The 19,546-nt window shown below is 36.6% G+C and carries 18 protein-coding genes; 6 read left to right on the forward strand and 12 right to left on the reverse strand.

All coding sequences use genetic code 11. The annotated features are described in order from the left end of the window. Nucleotides 1-9: 9 nt before the first annotated feature. From AC5KOD_RS18435 to AC5KOD_RS18490, 12 genes are all read right to left on the reverse strand, one after another. The gene (locus tag AC5KOD_RS18435) at nucleotides 10-624 is read right to left on the reverse strand and encodes a hypothetical protein (RefSeq protein WP_496916059.1); all 615 of its coding nucleotides are present in this window, start codon (nucleotides 622-624) and stop codon (nucleotides 10-12) included. Nucleotides 625-644: 20 nt separating this feature from the next. Beyond that, nucleotides 645-1,454, reverse strand: a complete 810-nt coding sequence (locus tag AC5KOD_RS18440) for an ABC transporter permease (RefSeq protein ID WP_496916060.1) — start codon at nucleotides 1,452-1,454, stop codon at nucleotides 645-647. A 15-nt stretch (nucleotides 1,455-1,469) separates the two neighbouring features. After that, nucleotides 1,470-2,789: an ATP-binding cassette domain-containing protein gene (locus tag AC5KOD_RS18445; RefSeq protein ID WP_496916061.1), complete on the reverse strand. Its 1,320-nt coding sequence runs from the start codon at nucleotides 2,787-2,789 to the stop codon at nucleotides 1,470-1,472. Nucleotides 2,790-2,814: 25 nt separating this feature from the next. Beyond that, entirely contained in the window at nucleotides 2,815-3,879 is a 1,065-nt protein-coding gene (locus AC5KOD_RS18450) for an XcbB/CpsF family capsular polysaccharide biosynthesis protein (RefSeq protein WP_496916062.1), read from the reverse strand. Between the two features lie 7 nt (nucleotides 3,880-3,886). Further along, a complete protein-coding gene (locus AC5KOD_RS18455; RefSeq protein ID WP_496916063.1) occupies nucleotides 3,887-6,235 on the reverse strand; it encodes a CDP-glycerol glycerophosphotransferase family protein in 2,349 nt (782 codons plus the stop codon). Next, nucleotides 6,232-6,648 carry a glycerol-3-phosphate cytidylyltransferase gene (tagD, locus tag AC5KOD_RS18460; RefSeq protein WP_496916064.1) on the reverse strand — a complete coding sequence of 139 codons (417 nt, stop codon included), beginning with the start codon at nucleotides 6,646-6,648 and terminating at the stop codon, nucleotides 6,232-6,234. The genes AC5KOD_RS18455 and tagD overlap by 4 nt, the downstream gene beginning before the upstream one ends. A 23-nt stretch (nucleotides 6,649-6,671) precedes the next feature. After that, on the reverse strand, nucleotides 6,672-7,394 hold the full coding sequence (locus tag AC5KOD_RS18465; RefSeq protein ID WP_496916065.1) for a WecB/TagA/CpsF family glycosyltransferase: 723 nt from the start codon (nucleotides 7,392-7,394) through the stop codon (nucleotides 6,672-6,674). A gap of 1 nt (nucleotide 7,395) precedes the next feature. After that, complete coding sequence (locus AC5KOD_RS18470) at nucleotides 7,396-8,505, reverse strand: CDP-glycerol glycerophosphotransferase family protein (protein WP_496916066.1); 1,110 nt, start codon at nucleotides 8,503-8,505, stop codon at nucleotides 7,396-7,398. Nucleotides 8,506-9,104: 599 nt separating this feature from the next. Further along, nucleotides 9,105-9,731: a recombinase family protein gene (locus tag AC5KOD_RS18475; RefSeq protein WP_496916067.1), complete on the reverse strand. Its 627-nt coding sequence runs from the start codon at nucleotides 9,729-9,731 to the stop codon at nucleotides 9,105-9,107. Nucleotides 9,732-10,051: 320 nt separating this feature from the next. Beyond that, nucleotides 10,052-10,798, reverse strand: a complete 747-nt coding sequence (locus tag AC5KOD_RS18480; protein WP_496916068.1) for a LytR/AlgR family response regulator transcription factor — start codon at nucleotides 10,796-10,798, stop codon at nucleotides 10,052-10,054. A gap of 10 nt (nucleotides 10,799-10,808) precedes the next feature. Then, on the reverse strand, nucleotides 10,809-12,173 hold the full coding sequence (locus AC5KOD_RS18485; RefSeq protein WP_496916069.1) for a sensor histidine kinase: 1,365 nt from the start codon (nucleotides 12,171-12,173) through the stop codon (nucleotides 10,809-10,811). 164 nt (nucleotides 12,174-12,337) lie between these two features. Then, the gene (locus AC5KOD_RS18490) at nucleotides 12,338-13,198 is read right to left on the reverse strand and encodes a DUF2268 domain-containing putative Zn-dependent protease (protein WP_496916070.1); all 861 of its coding nucleotides are present in this window, start codon (nucleotides 13,196-13,198) and stop codon (nucleotides 12,338-12,340) included. A gap of 208 nt (nucleotides 13,199-13,406) precedes the next feature. Here AC5KOD_RS18490 and AC5KOD_RS18495 point away from each other — a divergent pair, with 208 nt between their 5' ends. Genes AC5KOD_RS18495 through AC5KOD_RS18520 form a run of 6 tightly spaced genes read left to right on the forward strand, consistent with a single transcriptional unit; the run spans nucleotide 13,407 to nucleotide 19,470 of the window. Next, nucleotides 13,407-14,054, forward strand: a complete 648-nt coding sequence (locus AC5KOD_RS18495; RefSeq protein ID WP_496916071.1) for an L-fuculose-phosphate aldolase — start codon at nucleotides 13,407-13,409, stop codon at nucleotides 14,052-14,054. 39 nt (nucleotides 14,055-14,093) lie between these two features. Continuing rightward, entirely contained in the window at nucleotides 14,094-14,570 is a 477-nt protein-coding gene (locus AC5KOD_RS18500) for a PTS sugar transporter subunit IIA (RefSeq protein ID WP_496916072.1), read from the forward strand. A 32-nt stretch (nucleotides 14,571-14,602) separates the two neighbouring features. Continuing rightward, nucleotides 14,603-14,905 (forward strand): PTS sugar transporter subunit IIB, encoded by a 303-nt coding sequence (locus tag AC5KOD_RS18505; protein WP_496916073.1) that lies wholly within the window; start codon nucleotides 14,603-14,605, stop codon nucleotides 14,903-14,905. A 36-nt stretch (nucleotides 14,906-14,941) separates the two neighbouring features. Next, nucleotides 14,942-16,363, forward strand: coding sequence for a PTS galactitol transporter subunit IIC (locus tag AC5KOD_RS18510; protein WP_496916074.1), 1,422 nt, complete (start codon nucleotides 14,942-14,944; stop codon nucleotides 16,361-16,363). 12 nt (nucleotides 16,364-16,375) lie between these two features. Beyond that, entirely contained in the window at nucleotides 16,376-17,419 is a 1,044-nt protein-coding gene (locus AC5KOD_RS18515; protein ID WP_496916075.1) for a 2-hydroxyacid dehydrogenase, read from the forward strand. Nucleotides 17,420-17,439: 20 nt separating this feature from the next. Then, nucleotides 17,440-19,470 carry a BglG family transcription antiterminator gene (locus tag AC5KOD_RS18520; protein WP_496916076.1) on the forward strand — a complete coding sequence of 677 codons (2,031 nt, stop codon included), beginning with the start codon at nucleotides 17,440-17,442 and terminating at the stop codon, nucleotides 19,468-19,470. Nucleotides 19,471-19,546: the final 76 nt, after the last annotated feature.

Raw genomic sequence — 19,546 nt, forward strand, 5'->3', positions numbered from 1 at the left:
AACGTTCTGTTATTGCTTTTTATATTTCAATAGCGATATTTTACTATCAGAATCATAGAGCACTTCTCTAATCAGGGTAGAGTCATCTAATAGATAAAAAGTGCTGCTCCAATCAGCAAACTTTTTACTGTATTCTTTAGAGATTGAATAAGCTGCCTTAGTATCAGCTCCGGGAATTGTAGTAGCTGCGACTGACGAAAAACTTTGTCTATTTGTTTCTGGAATTTTAGTTTTTAAATAGCTGTCAGATGCTATGTAGCTCTCATGAGAGAAAGAATATGTTGGCTTATCTGTCGCATTAATTTTAAAAAAGCGGCCATAAACTAGTTCTTGATTTTCGTAGGCACCTACAAATAGTTTGGAATCATCTACGAAAGCTAAGCTATTCTTTTTACTCGCCCCCTTCCAATCAACGGCTTCAAAATCAAATGTGTCCTCAGGATTAAAATCTCCTTGATAATCAGATTCTACCAGCCAATGACTACCTTTTAAACGAGATAAATCCTCAATTGGTGTTTGCTCCTTCTTACTAGTATCAGTAAATAAACTGCATGAAGCTAGTACCAGAGATAGTGTCACCAACAAAATTGTCACTATCACATGCTTTTTTTGGCGTGTTTTCATTTATATCACTTCCTATTCATTTATATATAATCAACAAATTTAGCTCGAAACTTCAAGTGTAAGTGTGAGCCAATAATGACCAAAATTAACGACATCATTAAAAAAATCAATGTATAATTTCCTTTTTCCCAGAACCAGCCTCGAGAAAGAAAGCTGTCTCGAAAGCCTTCTATCAAATAGTAAAAAGGATTTAACTTTAATATTTTTACTAATCCAATGGGTAAATTACGATTTTCAATATCCCAAATCGGACCAGAAATAAAGAAAACAACTCGCATAATCGACTGTAACATGATGTGATAATCTCTCACCAACGTTGTAATGGTGGCATTAAAAATACCAAAGGAAAATAGAAAAATAAACATCATACCGAAATAATAAATTAACTGAAGCCAATAAATAGTCGGATAGATTCCCGAAACTATCAAAAAGATCAGACAAATCGCTAACATCCACAGAAAATTAACTAGATTACTCGCTATTGAGATGGAAGGTAATAGACTCACAGGGAATTTCATTTTTGCTACTAACCCAACATTTCTAAAAATACTGTTAGAAGCCCCTAACACAGAGCCGTTGATGAAGAACCAAACAGATATCCCAATCATCATCCAGACAATAAAGGGAACCCCATCAATCTGTTTTCCCCCGTTTACACCTAAACCAAAAATCATATAATAAATGCCAATCTGAATCATCGGATTCAAAATTTGCCAAAGTAACCCTAAGTAATGACTCTGATACGTGGCTTTTTCTTCGTATTTTGATAGTCGGAAGACAATGCCTAAATTAGAAAACTGCTCTTTAATAATGATCCATACTTCTTTCATACCTTACTCCTTTTGTCATTGTCCTTGAGGAATGATCAAAACCTGCCCCACGTCAATCATGCTAGATTCTAAATTGTTCACCTCAAGTAATGTCTCGATTGCTATCTGATATCTAACTGCGATACTGTCAAGTGTGTCTCCGCTTTGTACAACGTATGTCTCTGTTTGTAAGGCTTCAGCTGTTTCTGGAGGTATACTGGAATCAGAGCTAACCGAAGCCTCGGATTCTGGTGAAGTAGTGGGTTTACTTTTAGAGGTCTTCGCTCTAAAGACTGGTGTTTTAACCTCCTCCTTATCTTTAAGAATGTAATCAAAGGGTTCCATTAACACACTTGAAACGGATCGGTTGCGAAAACTAACTAGACTAAAAAATAGCATCATGATCGTTAAAATCAGCAATAGACCTCTCGTCCCTTTCCCCATCTTCTGGCCGATAGGGATGAGCTCTGTATTCTTTTGAATATCCTTAAAGTCACTGCGCGACAGAGTACTTCCATTGGCCTTCTCAATCGCTTGTTTACGACACTTTTCTAAATTGAAGGTCTTTTGAGCGGTGACCTTTTCATTTTTATACTTAGACTGTTCTAACTTAGTAAGGCCTTTAAACCAATTACTAAATGATCGGTATTCTGCAATAACCTCTTTAGTTGGACCAAACATTTGTAGATCACCATAATGCATCCAAATCGTTTTCTCACAAAGTGTTTCTACCTGACCCAATGAGTGACTGACAAAAAAAATGGTCTTTCCCTGTTCTTTAAATTCAAGCATCTTGTTTAAGCATTTTTGATAAAAGGTATCATCGCCAACTGCCAACGCTTCATCAATAATCAAAATATCTGGATTTTGATGGACAGCAATTGCAAAGCCCAGACGACTTTTCATACCGCTCGAATAGCTCTTAACTGGCTGATTGATAAAATCCCCCAGCTCGGCAAACTCAATAATTCCCGCTGATAATGCCTTTATCTCTTTATTGGTCATCCCCATCATCAGGCATTTCAATTGAATGTTTTCCATTCCCGTCAAGGGTCCTTTTAGGCCTGCTCCAATGGAAATAATAGAGGTTTCCCCGTTAATTTCAAGTTCACCAGAAGTCGGAGGTATTATGCCACTCAAGATATTAGAAAGCGTTGATTTTCCCGAACCATTGATGCCGATAATCCCCACAGTTTCTCCATCTTTCACCTCAAAAGAAACACCTTTTAATGCCCAGAATTTTGGAATATCTTTTTTGGAGATAGAAAACAAGCTTTTTAATTTATCGGATTTTTTTTTCAAAAGATCGTATTCTTTAGTTATATATTGAGCTTTTACTTTTGTTCTTTTTTCCAAAATACTACTCCTCTTAGACTATTTTTTAGGTAAAACTAGGATAGTTTTCGGTCACAACTTTATACAAATCCTCAGTCATTTTTTTGAAATTTTTAGACTCTAATAAATGAGTATTTATGAATGTAACTTGCTCGGCAACACTATTAGGTGATACTTCTAAATGGCTCTTGATATTGTTATCAAAAACATTGAAAATTTCTACATGTTGATTCTCAGATAATCGCGAGTATAAGCCATAGTTAAAAGGCACATATGGCGAACCTAAAATAATTTTTTTATAATATGACTCTTGCTTCATATTAAGTAAAGCATCCGTTAGATTCTCATTTCTGAAGTTACTCAAGAAGTGAGAGTCCATATTCAGTTCATTGTATTCTCTTAAACTCAAGATTGGATCAATACAGACTGTTTTATAATCGCCCAACAAGCCGTGATATAAAGCTCCAGTTCCACCTTTTGATGTTCCATATAGAACAACATCTTCTTTATCAATACTGTAGCGCTGCATGACCTCCGTAATAGCTCCTTGAACCTCTTCTTCAAACATTGCATAATTAAATGTATTGATGTAATGACTACCGTGTGATAAATTCGCATCCATAATTCGCATAATGCGAGTCCCCTTTACTAAATGCTTTGATAACGATGGAAAATTTTTTGTAAAGCATCTCAATCCAATATTAGGTGATGCATAGTCTTTCTCTGGTGGCATTGATGAAAAAATAACCACCAAACGATTTGGTGCCATTCGATTAACCTTTTCTTTCGCTACCTCTTCAATATTATAAAATAAATCTCCATATCGTATTAAATCTTTTCTTTGCCATATAGTTTCTAACTGAGTCCGTTTAATAAAATACGATTTTTGCCCCTTATGCATGTATAGCATGTAATCATTAGTCAACAACTCAATGTAGAGGTTATAATAATGTTTTTCATTTCGCGCAAGAGAGATAATATTTTTATCCGATTTCAAATCTACAATGAGCTTGTCATTTTTGTTGTATTTACCTACAGCTTCTTTATGCGTCATTTCTCCAATAGTTAACTCGTCTATTTGTTCGTTTATATCTATTTTTTCTTCATTCATTGATAATTTAGCTCCTTGCAAAAATTGTTTTTAAAATAGCTTCTGATGATGAGGCCGAATCGGCCTGCAGTAATTTTTCAGTGATTAATTGATAGCATTCTGACTCGTCTATCATCAATAATTGTTCTACTAATTCCTGAGAGGAATAACCTTTCCCATGTAAATGATATTCCTCTTCCATATCAAAATACCATCCAACTTCTTGCTGATACTCTTGTACGTCTTCCTGTAGTACGATAATTTTTCGTTTCAAATGCGCATAATCAAAAATAGCAGAGGAATAGTCCGAAATAAGTGTATTTGACATAATATAAAGTTCCTGAATATCTACTAACTCATTGTAAAAACAGTGAATTCGTTCATCTAAAAACGCATATTTCTTCCGCAGTTTTCCTTCTAACGGATGGAGTTTGACGATGATTTCATAATCTTCTGGAAGTGCTTTGATGACCTCTTTTAGATTGATTTCAGACACATTTTTTCTATTTCCCTTACGCCATGTTGGACAAAATAGAATGAATTTCTTACTAGGATCATATGGTCGATTAAAATACTTCCAATAAATTCGTTCTTTTTCTTCAAGAGAATCAGCATTAGTTAATAAGTAAGCATTTCTCGGTGCACCATTTTCTAGCACTTTTAACTTCCGATTATTTTTAAGTTCAAATGCTGACGATAGAAGAGAAGTATTATAGACTCCTGAAGTAATGAGGTAATCCCATTTTTGCATTCTTGGTGCAAAAGCCTCAGCTTCTTTTTCTCGTTCTTCCTTATTTTCCAAGTCATTTACCATTTTCTTTAAAGGTAAACCATGCCATGTCTGTATTACAATCTGACCGTTTCTTTTCCCTGCAGAATCAAGTGTATTACCATTTACAATAACATATTGACACTCCGCAAAACTCGCCAGATACTCCTTTGATCCTGTTCGCACTGGTATAAACCCATAAGAGCGTACTTCCATATCTACTAACTGGTTAACAGAGCTGACAAAGAACGTACTGTTTGGTTCTTGTCGCTTAATGGCTATTGCTAAATGCTTAGGATCTCCCGAGAAATTCTTACCATGGAATGATTCAATAAAATAAAAATCTGAACGAAGGGCCATCGTATGATCGCTATTCTTTTTAGTATGTAGCAACATAGTCTCAATAAATTTCTTTGAGTTCGTTCTGACAAATTCAGATTTTACTACTGCACCTATCACTGGCCACTCTTTTAATGAGTAATACATCAACCGATATTTTCGTAAATCATCCTTAATTATTTTGACCATCATCCCTTTCATCAACTCATCAGTTTCTTGCGAGCTTAAGCCTCTGATTTGCTTGTCATTAAAAACCAATTTGTCTTTTGTATGAAATAGAAAGTTAGTTACATATCCCCTCTTCATAGTCATCAGCAGTTCCTTATCATGATCGAACTCCTTTTGAACAGGTTGCCTCTTAGTTAAATGAAGTAGTACTTGACCATCGATTTGAAGATTTTTAGTAATCCATTTAACCGTCTTAAACTCATGATAAATCTCTTTCACCACGTTATCGTCACCTGCATACAAAAGAGCAGGATGCCCCTTTGAAATTGACTCCATAATTGAGTAACCCAGTGTTTCACAACGAGCGGTAGACAGGTAAATATATTCTGACGGCACTGGTTTATTAATAAAAACATTCTTTTGAATCTCATAATAGCCAATTAGGTTTTTATAAAGAACTTCTCCAATTCCATAGCCGTTAATATAAAGATAAATGTCAGTCTGTTTTAAATAATTGACGATATAGTCCATTAAGCGAATAGCATATGAAATATCCTTTTGATCCTCAGAAAACCGTGAAAAGATTAATAAATTTTTGGTTGGTGCTGACCTTACTTCTTTAGCAGGCTCAATATGATACAAACTGACCTTTTGAGTAAAAACCCGGTCAAATTCAAAACGTTCAATGAATGCTTGTCTGATTGATTCAGTCGCAACGCGAATATAAGAAAAATAAGGCAAATAAGGCGTGAAATCAGTCTGAATTAAAGCTAAAGGGGCATGTATTTCACCAATAATCTGCGATTTTGGAAACTTAGAACGCAAAATCTTTGCCAGTGGAAAAAATGATTCTCTGGTAATATAGTAATAATCTGCTGGCTCCGTCTCCTCTTCTGTCAGCTTAGTAACTGGATGAAACGTGACTTTTTTCATTCGCTCATCATTGTATTGCAGGGTAATAACATCCATTCGACTATATTCGGCAAAATTGTAATACGTAATTTCATGACCAAAATCCAAAAATTCATGAATAAGATTGAGATTACTTTGAGTCGTTCCACCTGGAGCAAATAAATTGAATCCTAGTATTGAAATCTTCATTTAGTAACTTCCCTTGTATGATTAGTCAGTTCTTGCTTAATTTTTGTCGTTGAAATTTCTGGTGTCCGTGGTAAATAAAGAACATCAGCCGTCGTTTCTTCTTGAAGAAAATCAAACTTACCTGTCCAATCATCCCCCATTACGAACGTATCTATTTGATACATTTCAATATCGGTTACTTTTTGTTCCCAATTTTTTTCTGGTATAACCAAATCCACAAAACGAAGAGATTCTAGTAATTCTTTTCTTTGTTCGTAGGTAAAATAACATTTCTTTTGTTTACTGTCCCAATTGAATTCATCTGTCGATAAAGCGACAATGAGATAATCTCCCATCTCTCTCGCTCGTCTCAAGATATTGATGTGCCCATAATGCAATAAATCATAGGTCCCATATGTGATTATTCGTTTCATTTCTTCACCTTTTTCAATTTCTATCATTTTTGTCGCTTAAATTTTAGTACTTTCAAGATATACTGTGGAATCTGTAACAGACGCTCATACCGCTTATATTTAATTGAGCGGTAAAGCCACTCAATATTATGCTTAATAAAAAAATCTGGCGCCCGATTAACCATGCCTGATAGAACGTCAAATGTTCCACCAACATCTAGAAAAATGGTGGCAATTAATTGCTCAAGATTCTTTTCAAGAAAAATCTCTTGTTTTGGAGACCCGAGTGCAACAAATAGAAAGTCCGGCTTGGCTTGATTGATTTGCGCAACAATTCGTGCATCATTTTTGCTTGTATACCCATGCAAATGTCCTGCTACTATCAAGTTAGGGTACTTCTTGTTAATATTCTTTTCAGCTTTTTCAACAACTTCTTTTTGCGCACCATAAAGAAAGATCCGACACTCATGTTGATCCGCAAAGGCCAAACAATTTTCCATGACATCAATCCCCGTAATACGTTGACGAATATTTCCCCCTGTCCACTTTGATAGCTTTACGACGCCAACACCATCAGCAATGCGATGAGTCGCTCGGTGGATATACTGAAAAACCTCTTTATGTTCATACGCTTGCATCGTAATCTGAGGGTTGACACTGGTTATAATCATCTTCTTCTTTTCAGCTAGATATCTTGGTAGGTCTGCAACAATCTCTCCGTGACTCAAGACATCCACTGGCAATCCAGCTAGGTACTCTGTTTTCATATTAATCTCCCATTCTAACCTGAACCAGTTCCAACACCCTTGATAGCGCCTTACCATCGTTATAATCATTCCATCGTGAGTTAAACTCACGGCATTTTTCTTCGTAATTTAGATATTTTTTTTCTTTAAGAGCCGCTTCCAACTCTTCTCTAGTGGTAGTTATCGGCCCAGGCGCAGTTCTCCAAAAACTGAGCTCAATCCCCGGTTGCTTTTCATATTGTGCTTTATCTGGCATAAAAAAAATGATCTGAGGGTTTTCTTTAGATAACAGAAAATCAAACACACTCGCCGAATAATCAGTTATCAACAAATCAGTTGCTTCAAAAAGTTGCTCTAAAGGAGTAGAAGTAATCTCACTATTGTCTGGTAATACCAATTGCGGAAATGACACGGTTGGATGTAATTTAATTATTATGCGCGTGGCTAATAGCTTTGAAAAAACGCTAAGTGCCTCCTCTAAGACTGTCAATAATTGTGGGTGATTCTCACGATAAGTCGGAGCATAGACAATTTGCCTAATCGTTGAATCAGATGATTTAGATACTTTTTCTTGTAAACTATCCGCTTTAGGAAGGCCAATGTACCGGATAACCTCTGATGGGACTTGGAAGCTTTGTTGAACTATATCTCCCATGACCTTAGAACCAACCAAAATATCAGTAAACTGGTTATAAACCTTCTGAAATCTATGTCTGTCGCTCGCATTTCTTAAACGAGTCCGGGAATCCTTCCAGCCAAATGTTTTAATGGCACCAATCGCATGCCATAACTGAATAACAGGTGGTTTATTTTCTAGAATTGAGAGCTCTGAAAAATAATTATCTACTAAGATCAACTTAGCATTTTTCAATACTGCAATTTGATTGTTAACTATAAGCTGCCAAGGAGTATAGGGTATAATTTGGATGCCAGCTTGTGCCAATTCCTCTGCATATTCTCTGGTTCTCGGTACATAAAAAACCACCAAAGCCTCTTGATATCTATCAGCTAAACTACGAATCAATTTGCCATCATTGTATGAAAAGCTCATTACATAAACAAGCGACTTTTGTTTACTTAACTTAGGAAGTAATCTTAGAATTAACAAATAAAGTCGTTTCAAATAAGCCATTGCTCTCCCCTTTCACACTCATTTCTATCAATAATAGCCAAAACATCCGAATACCTCTACCAAACGAACGATAAATAGACAATCTGAATCACGCAAAAAAGTCACTGACACCATAGTGACAAACACTATAGCATCAATGACTTTCCTAATTAACTTTTATTTTTTTAACTTCTCTACCAGACGTTCGTTGGATTGATAAGTGGTCTACAATTATTTTAACACTGCTATCATACCATTTTTGGAACTTAAAGTGAACCCGTTTTTTTGTCCCCCACTTCTTTTCCCCAGCAATATCAGTAGGAAGTACTGTCCTCTAAATACGAAATAAAAACTAACTCATTTGTTGATTATTCTCTGATTCGTTTACCATTTAGTTTATCAGAAATAGCGATAGTGTCAACTAACTAATGATTCCTTACTGGCTACTAGTGACACTCACTTCATATTTCGGATATTTTATTAAGGGTCTCTTCCCCTTCACCACTGATACTTCAAATCAGCCAAATTACACTAGTGGTAAGGTTTAATTAATCTAACTGACGTTTCTCCTTCAAGTTATCACTCTTCTTCGTCATAATAACTTGGCGACAGATTTTTTATTAAATTGATTCAAATAATTGCTTTCTTCTGGACAACTTATTTCTTTTAGCAACATTATATACCGTCGCTTCACTGACACCACATCTTTTTGCTACGAGTCTGATTGGCAAATCGAGATTTTGGTAGAGTTGGATAATCTTTTGTTCAGTTTTTGGATTTAACCCTTGATTGCCAAGCTTAACGCCTCGCTCCTTAGCAATTCGCAAACCATCTTTAGTTCTTTGACTAATATTGGACAACTCCAACTCCGCCGTAAAGCCTAAAATAGTACAAATAAGGCGACCCATCAAAGTATTAATTTCTACATTTTCACAAATTGATACTAGATTGACATCATGCTTTGACAAATCATCTATGATCGTGACAAGAGTATTCATTCGACGTGTAAGACGGTCTAACTTGTAGACATACACTGTGACGTGATTCATTTCATCCTTTGACAACCTTTTAGCGAGCCTAAGGGCTTTAGTTAGTTCCTTACGATTATCATCACCTCCACTATGCTTTTCAACAAAGAGATGATCTGAGCCCATTAAAGCCTCAGTTTGAACAGCTAATCCCAACTTTTGCCGATCGTCTGTACTGCTAACGCGACAGTAGGCGATTTTAATTTGCTTTTTTTCCATCATTTTATTCCCCTTAAAATTTAGTTGACCTCTTTATTTTAGGGGATTTATGCAAATTATGCTTACTGAATTGCCTTGGATTTTACATTATTAACAGAAAACGCCCCATTTCAAAAGAATCCTCTAATAGTCTATCAGGATTATTTTTTATACAATTGGTTAACCATTTAAGCAATAAAAAGACCATTTAGGCAAAATTAAAATAATTCCACTTAAATTATTCTATACTAATGATAGTTTCTTAGTTGATTATCTTAGGAGGGACATCCAATCTAACTGCCAGGCTAGTGGACAACACTCATCTAAGGTAATAAAAAAGTTTAGAGGAGGGCTAGTACTTCTTTTAAGCTTTTTTTCATGCGTCGAGAGACTAAACAGATTTGTCCCGTGGTTAATTCGATCATATTTCGCTTTAAATCGTATCGTTTGATATATGACTGATTAACTAAAAAGGAGCGATGACTTCGGATAAATTGATCTGGTAATTTCTCTTCCAACTCTTGAAGCTTATCAGCAACCTCAATGACTTGATTCATCGTGTGAATAACCACCATATGACTACGATTTGAGGTCTCGATAAAAACTATATCGGCAATCACCAGACGAAGTAACTCATCGCCAAATTTAACTGTCAATAATTCCTCTTCGCTTTTAGTTGTTGACTCGCCTTCTTCTCGCTCCATGATACTTTCTAAACAACTTGCAATTCGACTAGCTATTTTTTCTGGTTGATCCTTGACAATATAATCCATCGCTTCCAATCGATATTTAAAGGTTTCAAAAGCTAATTCCTCAAAGGTCGTCACAAAAATAATAACCCCATGGGGATCACGACGCCTAATATTCTTGCCCAGTTCAAATCCATTAATTGGCGATCCAATAATATTGACATCTAAAAAATAGATACTCTCTGAATAGTCAAAGTCCTTCTCCAGTAATTCCTGAGTTGTCTTAGCCTTCAGCTCAATCATCAAAGGATAAGACTGCTCATCAATAGTTGTCATAATCAGGCTAGCCAGTTGTTCACGATAAATTAATTCATCGTCACAAATGTAGATGTTCTTCATTGATTTCCCCCTAGCTGACTTGCATTTTTAATATTTGCTGAAATTGATTATCCGAGACAACTGTTTTATTTAGCACATTCGGATACTTGGCTAGTATCTTCTGATAGCTACTTAACCCAATTCCGCGGTTTTCTCCTTTAGTTGAATACCCATCCTGAGTAATTTCGGCCACTTTTTTCTCTTCTTTTAAATGATTTTTTATCATGACTGTCACTGTTGCCCCTTCTCGATAAGCAACAAAGTGAACTGTCTTTTCGTCTGTCAAAGTCTCCTCCTCCATGGCATTGTCTAAGAGAATCCCTAAACAGCGCACAAGATCTTCCGTTTCAATATGAAATTCTGAAATAGAGTTCACCACCTCCACTTGGAATTTTATTTTTTTCTGTTCCATCTGCAGCATCTTCGTCAACAACAAACTTTTGACTTCAATCTGTTGAATATTATTTAAAAAGCCCATTTGTTTGATCGTATAGCTGACATTTTTATCAAATGATAAAAATTTTTCTTCAAGTAAAGCCTGAGCCTCTTCAATTTTTCCTTCTTTGAGTTGAAGATAAAAGCTAGATAATATATTTTTATAATCATGTTGAAAATGGCGCACATCTTGTTGGATATCCTCAAGCACACGATTATAGGATTGCTGTTGAACCAACATCGCTTCTGCTACAGTTAATTTATCTTGATACAAACGAATATAGCTGACTACCGCTAATGTAATACCAAATATAGCGCCAAAAAAAAGATAGACTACTAATAGGAAGCCAACTGCCTCGTTTTTCTCAAAGAAAATTTCATAGTAATTTAAAAAGTACCCAATTAAAATAGCCGTCATCAACATGGAGCTAACAAAGGTTATCCAGCTGACTCCCTTAGTTTGAAACAGATGATCGATAATACTGCGACCTCGTTTGCTACGTAAAAATAAATTTAACAACAGGCACATTACCAATTGAACGCAATAAATGCTCATTATAAATAAAATAAGCTTGACACTAATTGTCCTAAAAATGGCTTGTCCGACATATTTAATCGCCCATATGCTCACAACATCACTTAATATCGTAAATGATAAGTGTAGACCAGTTAATAAAAGACAAACACTTACTATCTTAAAAAAAGGAATGTGTGATTTTTTCCATATTAACGGACTAACGATCAGTAAGATAATTAAGATGAAAGAAATTTTTTCAAGCATGACATTTCTAAAGATGAAAAAACATACAAAATCTACTAAACTCAAAATAGCGGCTCCCACCCAAAGTTGCCAATGCGAAAATTTCACTTCCAATGCCGTATAAAAATTGTAAAAATAGCAAACAAATACTACCCATAAGGATAGATAATTTGCTAGATAATAAGCTACCAAATTATTCATTTTATTCCTCCTTTAACTTATTATGCCATAAGTGAACATCGCATTTCAAACAATCTTTTACTTCCTTACAACTGAATGGACGGAGGAACTCCTTATCACTAAAAAAACTTGATGAACCGTTTTCTTCGGCCATCAAGTCATACTCTTTCCCATTTCATAACTTGTTAATCAAAATACCCAGAGTCTGTCATGATGTCTTCACCACTTTGAAGAGTCACCGCAACGACACTTTTCCCTGTTTTTTTCAAATAAGCCTGAACTGCCTGATAGCCAACAGCATACCCACCATTCATTGGCATACCAATAGAAGTTGTAGTAGGAAGAAAGGGGCTGTCGCCATAAATGTAGGGACTAACTGCCATGAAACCAGTCACTCCTAAGTTAGCACTGATCAGCTTTTTTGCCTTCTCTAAATCTACTTGATCAATTTCCGTTACCCAGGGTCCAATCATCTGATCTCCAAATAACTCCCCAGCAAAACTTTCCGCCAATCCCTCTACCGCTAAGTACTTAGCAACTGTCACCTCTGTCATAAAATCCCACTTCGCATTGTGAAATAACACGTTATGATGAAACTCATGAGCAAGACAAGCATTTAAGCGCGGTATATTATACTCATTGGGGGCAATAATTACCTGAATATATCCCGGCACTGAGCCAATTCCTGTGTACCCTTGAGTAGTCGCCAAATACTTAGGATCTCCTAAAAATATCCCCACTTTGACAGTTTCAGGCACACTAATTCCTTGGTTCTCAAAAAGTTGACTCGCTTTCTGCAGTGTCCTTTCAGCCTCCTCCCAAACATTTTCCCCTTGTAATGTATCAAGCATCTCGGTCATTTCTTCTTCATATCCACTTAAAGGCAATAAACCTAGTTCTTCTGGATTAGTTGGCAAATTCAAGATAGTGGACATCTCTTCAAATGGCAGCAAAAAGTTATCAGTAAAAAAAGCTTGCCGCTGTCCTTCCTCAAGTTGAATTAGCTCCTCATACAAATCATTTGTGTTTAATATCTTGATATCCATTATTAGTCGTCTCCTTTTCCTTCATATAATTCCATCTTAAAGGGTAACGCTGCGTTAATGTCAAGGGCTACCCCAGATTATTTTACAATCCACACCCCTTCATCCCAATACTTTGTTCATCCATTTGTAACATTGTGTTGAAAGCGTATTCCTTAAATTGAAAGAACCTTCTATACTAAAGTCATATTAAAAGAAAGGATGAATTAACATGTTACTTCAAAAGGAAAGAGAACTGATTGTCACCTATGGAAAAAAATTAATAACAAGCGGGTTAACAACTGGAACAGGTGGCAATATCAGTATCTACAACCGTGATGAGAATCTAATGGCGATCAGCCCAAGCGGTATCGATTATTTCGACACAACCCCTGAGGACGTGGTTGTGACTACCTTAGCTGGAGACACTATCGATAGTTTTCGTAAGCCTTCTAGTGAACTGGATATGCACCGCATTTATTATCTACAGCGGGATGATGTCACCTCTGTTGTGCATACCCACTCAATCTACAGCACAGTTCTAGCCACACTTGGATGGTCATTACCCGCAGCTAATTACTACATTGCTATTGCGGGTGGAAATGACATTGTCTGCGCTAATTATGCTTCTTTTGGTACTTGGGAGCTTGCCGAGCAGTCACTTGAGGCTATGAAAGGACGCTATGCTTGCTTACTTGCTAATCATGGCCTGCTGACTGTTTCAAATAGTTTAGAACAGGCTTTTTCAATTGCTGAAGAAACCGAACGCATGGCGGAGGTTTACTACAAAGCAAAATGCGTTGGTGAACCCGTTATCCTATCAGATGATGAAGTCAGCCTAATGTTAGAAAAATTTAAAGCCTATGGTCAAAAAAAGTAGTTTTCTAAAGTCAAATATAGTAGGTAGTGAGGTGTGTCTATGAGTATCAATGAATTATTTTCACCTGATTTAATTGATATCAATGTCGATATTAATCAGCAAGAGGTTCTATTTTCTTACATTGCTGGACGCTTAAAAGAGCAAAATTTAGTCACCGAAGAGTTTTTACCCCAGATTATGGCACGGGAAAAAGCCTATCCAACTGGTCTAATGACTGCTAGTGGTGCAGTGGCGATTCCCCATACTGATCCAGAATACGTCAAGAAATCATTCATTTATGTGATTAAAGTTAAAGATAACGTTCCCTTTCGAGAAATGGGAACCTACGCTGAGGAACAAAAAGTGATTGAACCGACGTTAATCTTTGTAATCGGCTTTAAGCAAGGTGATCTACAACTCGAGATTTTAAAATCACTCGTCAATTTGTTTGGTCAAACAGAAAAAATGACTAAAATCAAACAATCTGATGAAGCGACTGATCTGTTTCACTTGCTTCAAGCTTATGTAGCACCTTAAACTCGTTTCAAACTAAAAAGGAGGAATAACCAATGAAATCACTAAAAATTATATCCGTTTGTGGCTCAGGTACCGTCACTAGCTCAATGATCGCGACGAAGGTAAAGGATCTCTTATCAGAACATGGGGTTACCGCGTCAACAGTTGAGGTAAATCCAAGTGGCGCAGAAGAATTAGTTAACTCTGGCTCATATGATCTAATAGTCCATACAAGCCCTTTGGTTAGAAAATATGATATGCCAACCTTGAATGCTGTTGGATTATTAACAGGGATGGGGGAAGAAGAATTTATTGACGCTTTAATCGAAACAGGGAAACAGTTAGCTAACAACTAATTAGCACTAGTTTGAGGAATAAAAGGAGGAGCTATTATGCTAGATATTCTGAGTAAAATTATGGATGCCTTTGGTGCGTCAATTGTTGTGCCCTTTGTCATTCTGATTATCGCTTTATTTATGAAAGTAGGTCTCAAAAAATCATTTACTGCGGCATTAAACGCTGGGATTGGGCTGATAGGGTTTAATATGTTAATCGGTGCCTATACCCCGATTGTCACGCCAGTTGTTAATCGGATGGTCGAAAATACTGGTGTTAATCTACGGATTTTAGATACTGGTTGGCAAGCAACCTCTGTTGTCGCCTATTCAACTGAGGTTGGTATGATTTTCTTAGGCGTGGGGCTATTGTTACAATTGATTTTATTTGTCAGTAAATTCACTAATGTCTTTATGCCTTCCGATCTATGGAATAATTACTCTTTTATGCTGTGGGGCTCTATGCTCTACATCGTCACTAAAAATTTAGTTTTAGCAATTGGATTGATGGTGTTATGTAATCTTTTTACTTTGCTGTTCTCAGAAATTTTGGCCAAGCGTTGGGGAACTTATTATGGCTATCCTGGAACAACCATTTCTGCGCCACATGACGTGACACAGACCCCTTATGGCTTATTGATGGATTGGCTACTTAATAAACTTGGAGTCAACAAAATTAATTGGAATCCTGAAAATGTTCAAAAGAGACTCGGTTTCTTAGGTGAGCCATCAACTCTTGGCTTTATTCTTGGATTATTAATCGGATTGGCTGGTAATTTCATGCGCTTGAATGAATTAGCAGCATGGGGAGAAATAGCAACGATGGGCGTTTCAACCGCAGCGATTATGGCTATCTTTCCAAGAATCGCAGGAATCTTCGCCTCAGCTTTTACCAGTATCACAGATGCCTCACGTAAGTCCGCTAAGGCCTCTGGGAAGGATCGTGAGTGGTATTTAGCTATCAATGATGCCGCTGGTTACGGTGAGCCTGCAACCTTAATTACTGGTTTATTATTAATTCCACTTATTCTTATTCTCGCCATCATTCTGCCGGGAAATCAGGCATTGCCGATGGTTGACTTAATCGCAATCCCCTATATTATTCAGCCCATTATTGCCATTTCAAATGGTAATATCTTTAAATCATTAATTTCAAGTTTAGTTTTATTAGTAATGAATCTCTACATCATTACCGCGGTTGCCCCTACCTTTACTGAGGTAGCAAAAAGCGTTGGCGTTGCAATTCCTGATGGCACCCTACTTATCGCAAGTTTTGTGGTACTAGGCAATTTCTTCTTAGGAATACTGTTCTTAATCTTCCTAACTCAAAATCCACTTTACATTGGACTTACTGTAATCGGTTATGTCATTTGTTTCGTAATTATTAAATCACGGAAACAACAAATAGTTGATTGCATGGAACGAACTGCTACAACGAATACTAAAGATGCTACACCAAATTCAAAAGCTATGACATAAGGAGGTTATTTTATGAAAGCAATTGTTATTGGCGACCCATTAGTCGCTAGTGAAACATTAATCAAGGCCGTAAAACAATTAAATGTCGAGGAGTCTATTGATCACATTGTGCCATTTGAATGGCACTCCACATTAAGTAAAGACGAATTCCAAGAAAAAATTCAACAAATTGAGCAGCATGGACCAGAAGCTGTCACACTTCCAGCAGGTATTTTAGAAGAATTAGCAGATACGGACTATCTTTTATGCCACTACGCTCCTGTCTCAGAGGCAATGATTAAAGCAGGCTCACAACTAAAATTAGTGGGAACATGCCGTGGCGGTCTCGAAAATGTCAATCTCGATGCCATACGCACAGCTGAGCTTCCCCTCATCCATGTGATTCGCAATGCTGAACCTGTAGCCGAATTTACGATTGGACTAATGTTAGCAGAAACACGTAACATAGCCCGCGCAAATTACGCCATCAAAGAGGGGATGTGGCGCAAGGAATTTAGCAATAATCCTTACAAAACAACCTTGAAAAATCAAGTGGTCGGAATTGTTGGTGCTGGCTATATTGGAAAGCTCGTTATCAAAAAATTGACAGGTCTGGGAGTTAAGGTTTTAGTACATGATCCATATGTCTCGGCGGAGAAACTCGCGACGGAAGGTCTAAATTGTCAATCTGTCTCCCTGAATGATTTATGCCAGCAAGCAGATATTATCTCTCTACATATGCGCGTTTCTGATAGTACACGGCATTTGATTAATAAAGAAAAAATCAGTCTAATGAAAAAAAGCGCCTATATTATTAATACGGCGCGAGCAGAAATTATGGAGGAAGCTGCTCTGATAGAAGCTTTAGCAACGGGCTCAATCGCTGGAGCCGCGCTAGATGTGGTTTGGAAAGAACCTTTAACTCTAGATGATCCTTTGGTACAGCTAGATAACATTACCTTAACTACACATATCGCCGGTGACACCTTTGATGCAATTCCCGGGTCACCCTATCTACTCGTTGAGGTCATCAATGACTACTTAAACTCTGGCTTTAGTGACATGCTTATTAAATAATCTTTTGGGAGGTGAGTGTGATGAAACAATTATTTTATGACGTACTAATAGAAATTATTAGCAATCCCAATATTAGCTTAACTGAATTAGAGTTAAAATTACACTTAAATCGCTCACAACTTGAGTATCAATTAACCCAAGTTAATAAGTTTTTAGAGGGGGCTAAAATAGCCCCTTTAACTCGAAATCATCACTACTTATCAGCAGATTTAACACTTAGTCAATTGAATCATTTGTTTAAACAAACTGAGGCTGACCAACAGCCCTACTTTAATAAAAAAGAACGCAGCGTCTTGCTGCCTATTTTGCTTTTCAGCTTAAAAGATACTAGCTTAACGTCTTTAGCTACTCGCTTAAATGCAAGTAAAAATACCATCATCACAGATCTCACTAAATTAAAGCAAACTTTCAGCGAGCAACAACTCTCCTGTAGTAACTCTCGAAAAAATGGGTATTCTTTCATTGGTACAGAATTAGCAATCCGAACAGCTGTTGCACGCTCTTTGATGAATCTAGTTAAACATGAATTTAGTTTGACTTCTCTGCTTACTTTATTAGCTATTGATGTAAGCGTTTATCGAGTAACCTTAACTAAAATGACTGAATTTCAAGAAGCCATCCAAAGTAAGTTTTCAGATGTCTATGAGCAATTTTTAACTCTATTAATTATTCTGAACAATCGACGAAGCTCCCGCCAATCAATTAGCGCTGATGACAACCAAGAACTTGAAAGTATCATTACAAAGGAAGACTATAGCTTTATTTCTACACAGCTTAAGAAGACTCAACTAGTCAGCCATCCCACTGACTTTCCCTTTATTTCCATCCATATCTTAAGCGCCAATGTTATTTCTAGTAAACTCAAAGGTGACAGCCGCCTAACAAAGCTTATAGAAGAAGTTATCGCTATCTTCGAAAAAAGTATGGCCATCATCATCGAAAAACACCAACAGTTAAACGCCCTGTTGAGTCAGCATATTGCACCAGCCATTTATCGACTAAAATACGGAATTCCTTATGAAGACTCTCAAATGATTCATTTTTCAAAAGAATATCAAAATATTTATCAGCAAGTAAAGGCTGCTCTCAAGCCGATTGAAACATTTTATAAAATTAAATTCAATTACACCGAAACAATGTACGTGGTCTTACTTTTCCAAAGCTTCATCCAAAAAAAGGAAGAACGACAGGAAAAACATTACCGAGCAATTGTTATTTGTAAAAGTGGAATGGCCGTCTCACGCTTACTTTACAAAAATTTAATACACTTATTTCCTACGATTGAATTTGTTCAAAGCATGTCCCTTAAAGAGTATGAACAACTTGCTTCCGATGAATTAGCCATCGATTTGATTTTTTCAACAATCTATGTGGCTACTGATAAAAAACTTTTCATCATTAAGCAATTACTTAACCGAACGGATAAAGAAGTTCTTCAACGGAATGTTTATCAGTACATCAACGGATACGATCAATCAGTCATTGACATATCAGAAGTCCTTGAGCTGATTGGTAACAACGCCATAGTTAAAGATTATCAATTACTAAAAAAAGAACTTTCAGCCTATTTACTCAGTAATGCCCCGACTGCCGTTGCGACAAACAGCTTACGTCTAACAGAGATTTTAACTCTTGAAGATATCAAATTCAGCTCTCGAACTTTCACGTTTGATGAAGCTATCTACGCTTTAGGTGAGCCTCTTTTGAAAAAAGGAACAATTGAACAGCGCTATCTTGATACTATTATTGCGCAATATAATCCCGATTATCCCTACTTTATCATTGCGCCTAAAATAGCCATTCCTCACGCCGCACCAACGGATGGTGTCAATCAATTGAGCATGAGCTTACTCCGACTTTCTCATGGCGTAACATTTGCTGATGACTTAAAGGCAACTCTTCTATTACTAATTGCGCCTAAAGACAATAAATCGCACCAAGAAGCATTACTTCATTTTTACGAATTTGTTAACAAGCCTGCAAATCATCAGCGTTTGATGAGCTGTAACTCCGAAAAAGAACTTTATCAGCTCTTAAAGCAGTTTGAGTAGTTCTCTTCTGATTGGTTTAATTTGATAGAAGGATTACTTATTCCACTTACTTCTTTGCCTTTTTCTAATTGATGGC

It is taken from the genome of Vagococcus sp. WN80Y (genome assembly GCF_059621045.1).

Bases quoted from the DNA above. Each gene is read 5' to 3' on its own strand.
- AC5KOD_RS18435 (WP_496916059.1), bottom strand. From the start codon at position 624: ATGAAAACACGCCAAAAAAAGCATGTGATAGTGACAATTTTGTTGGTG.
- AC5KOD_RS18440 (WP_496916060.1), bottom strand. From the start codon at position 1,454: ATGAAAGAAGTATGGATCATTATTAAAGAGCAGTTTTCTAATTTAGGC.
- AC5KOD_RS18450 (WP_496916062.1), bottom strand. From the start codon at position 3,879: ATGAATGAAGAAAAAATAGATATAAACGAACAAATAGACGAGTTAACT.
- AC5KOD_RS18455 (WP_496916063.1), bottom strand. From the start codon at position 6,235: ATGAAGATTTCAATACTAGGATTCAATTTATTTGCTCCAGGTGGAACG.
- tagD (WP_496916064.1), bottom strand. From the start codon at position 6,648: ATGAAACGAATAATCACATATGGGACCTATGATTTATTGCATTATGGG.
- AC5KOD_RS18465 (WP_496916065.1), bottom strand. From the start codon at position 7,394: ATGAAAACAGAGTACCTAGCTGGATTGCCAGTGGATGTCTTGAGTCAC.
- AC5KOD_RS18470 (WP_496916066.1), bottom strand. From the start codon at position 8,505: ATGGCTTATTTGAAACGACTTTATTTGTTAATTCTAAGATTACTTCCT.
- AC5KOD_RS18475 (WP_496916067.1), bottom strand. From the start codon at position 9,731: ATGGAAAAAAAGCAAATTAAAATCGCCTACTGTCGCGTTAGCAGTACA.
- AC5KOD_RS18480 (WP_496916068.1), bottom strand. From the start codon at position 10,798: ATGAAGAACATCTACATTTGTGACGATGAATTAATTTATCGTGAACAA.
- AC5KOD_RS18485 (WP_496916069.1), bottom strand. From the start codon at position 12,173: ATGAATAATTTGGTAGCTTATTATCTAGCAAATTATCTATCCTTATGG.
- AC5KOD_RS18490 (WP_496916070.1), bottom strand. From the start codon at position 13,198: ATGGATATCAAGATATTAAACACAAATGATTTGTATGAGGAGCTAATT.
- AC5KOD_RS18495 (WP_496916071.1), top strand. From the start codon at position 13,407: ATGTTACTTCAAAAGGAAAGAGAACTGATTGTCACCTATGGAAAAAAA.
- AC5KOD_RS18500 (WP_496916072.1), top strand. From the start codon at position 14,094: ATGAGTATCAATGAATTATTTTCACCTGATTTAATTGATATCAATGTC.
- AC5KOD_RS18505 (WP_496916073.1), top strand. From the start codon at position 14,603: ATGAAATCACTAAAAATTATATCCGTTTGTGGCTCAGGTACCGTCACT.
- AC5KOD_RS18510 (WP_496916074.1), top strand. From the start codon at position 14,942: ATGCTAGATATTCTGAGTAAAATTATGGATGCCTTTGGTGCGTCAATT.
- AC5KOD_RS18515 (WP_496916075.1), top strand. From the start codon at position 16,376: ATGAAAGCAATTGTTATTGGCGACCCATTAGTCGCTAGTGAAACATTA.
- AC5KOD_RS18520 (WP_496916076.1), top strand. From the start codon at position 17,440: ATGAAACAATTATTTTATGACGTACTAATAGAAATTATTAGCAATCCC.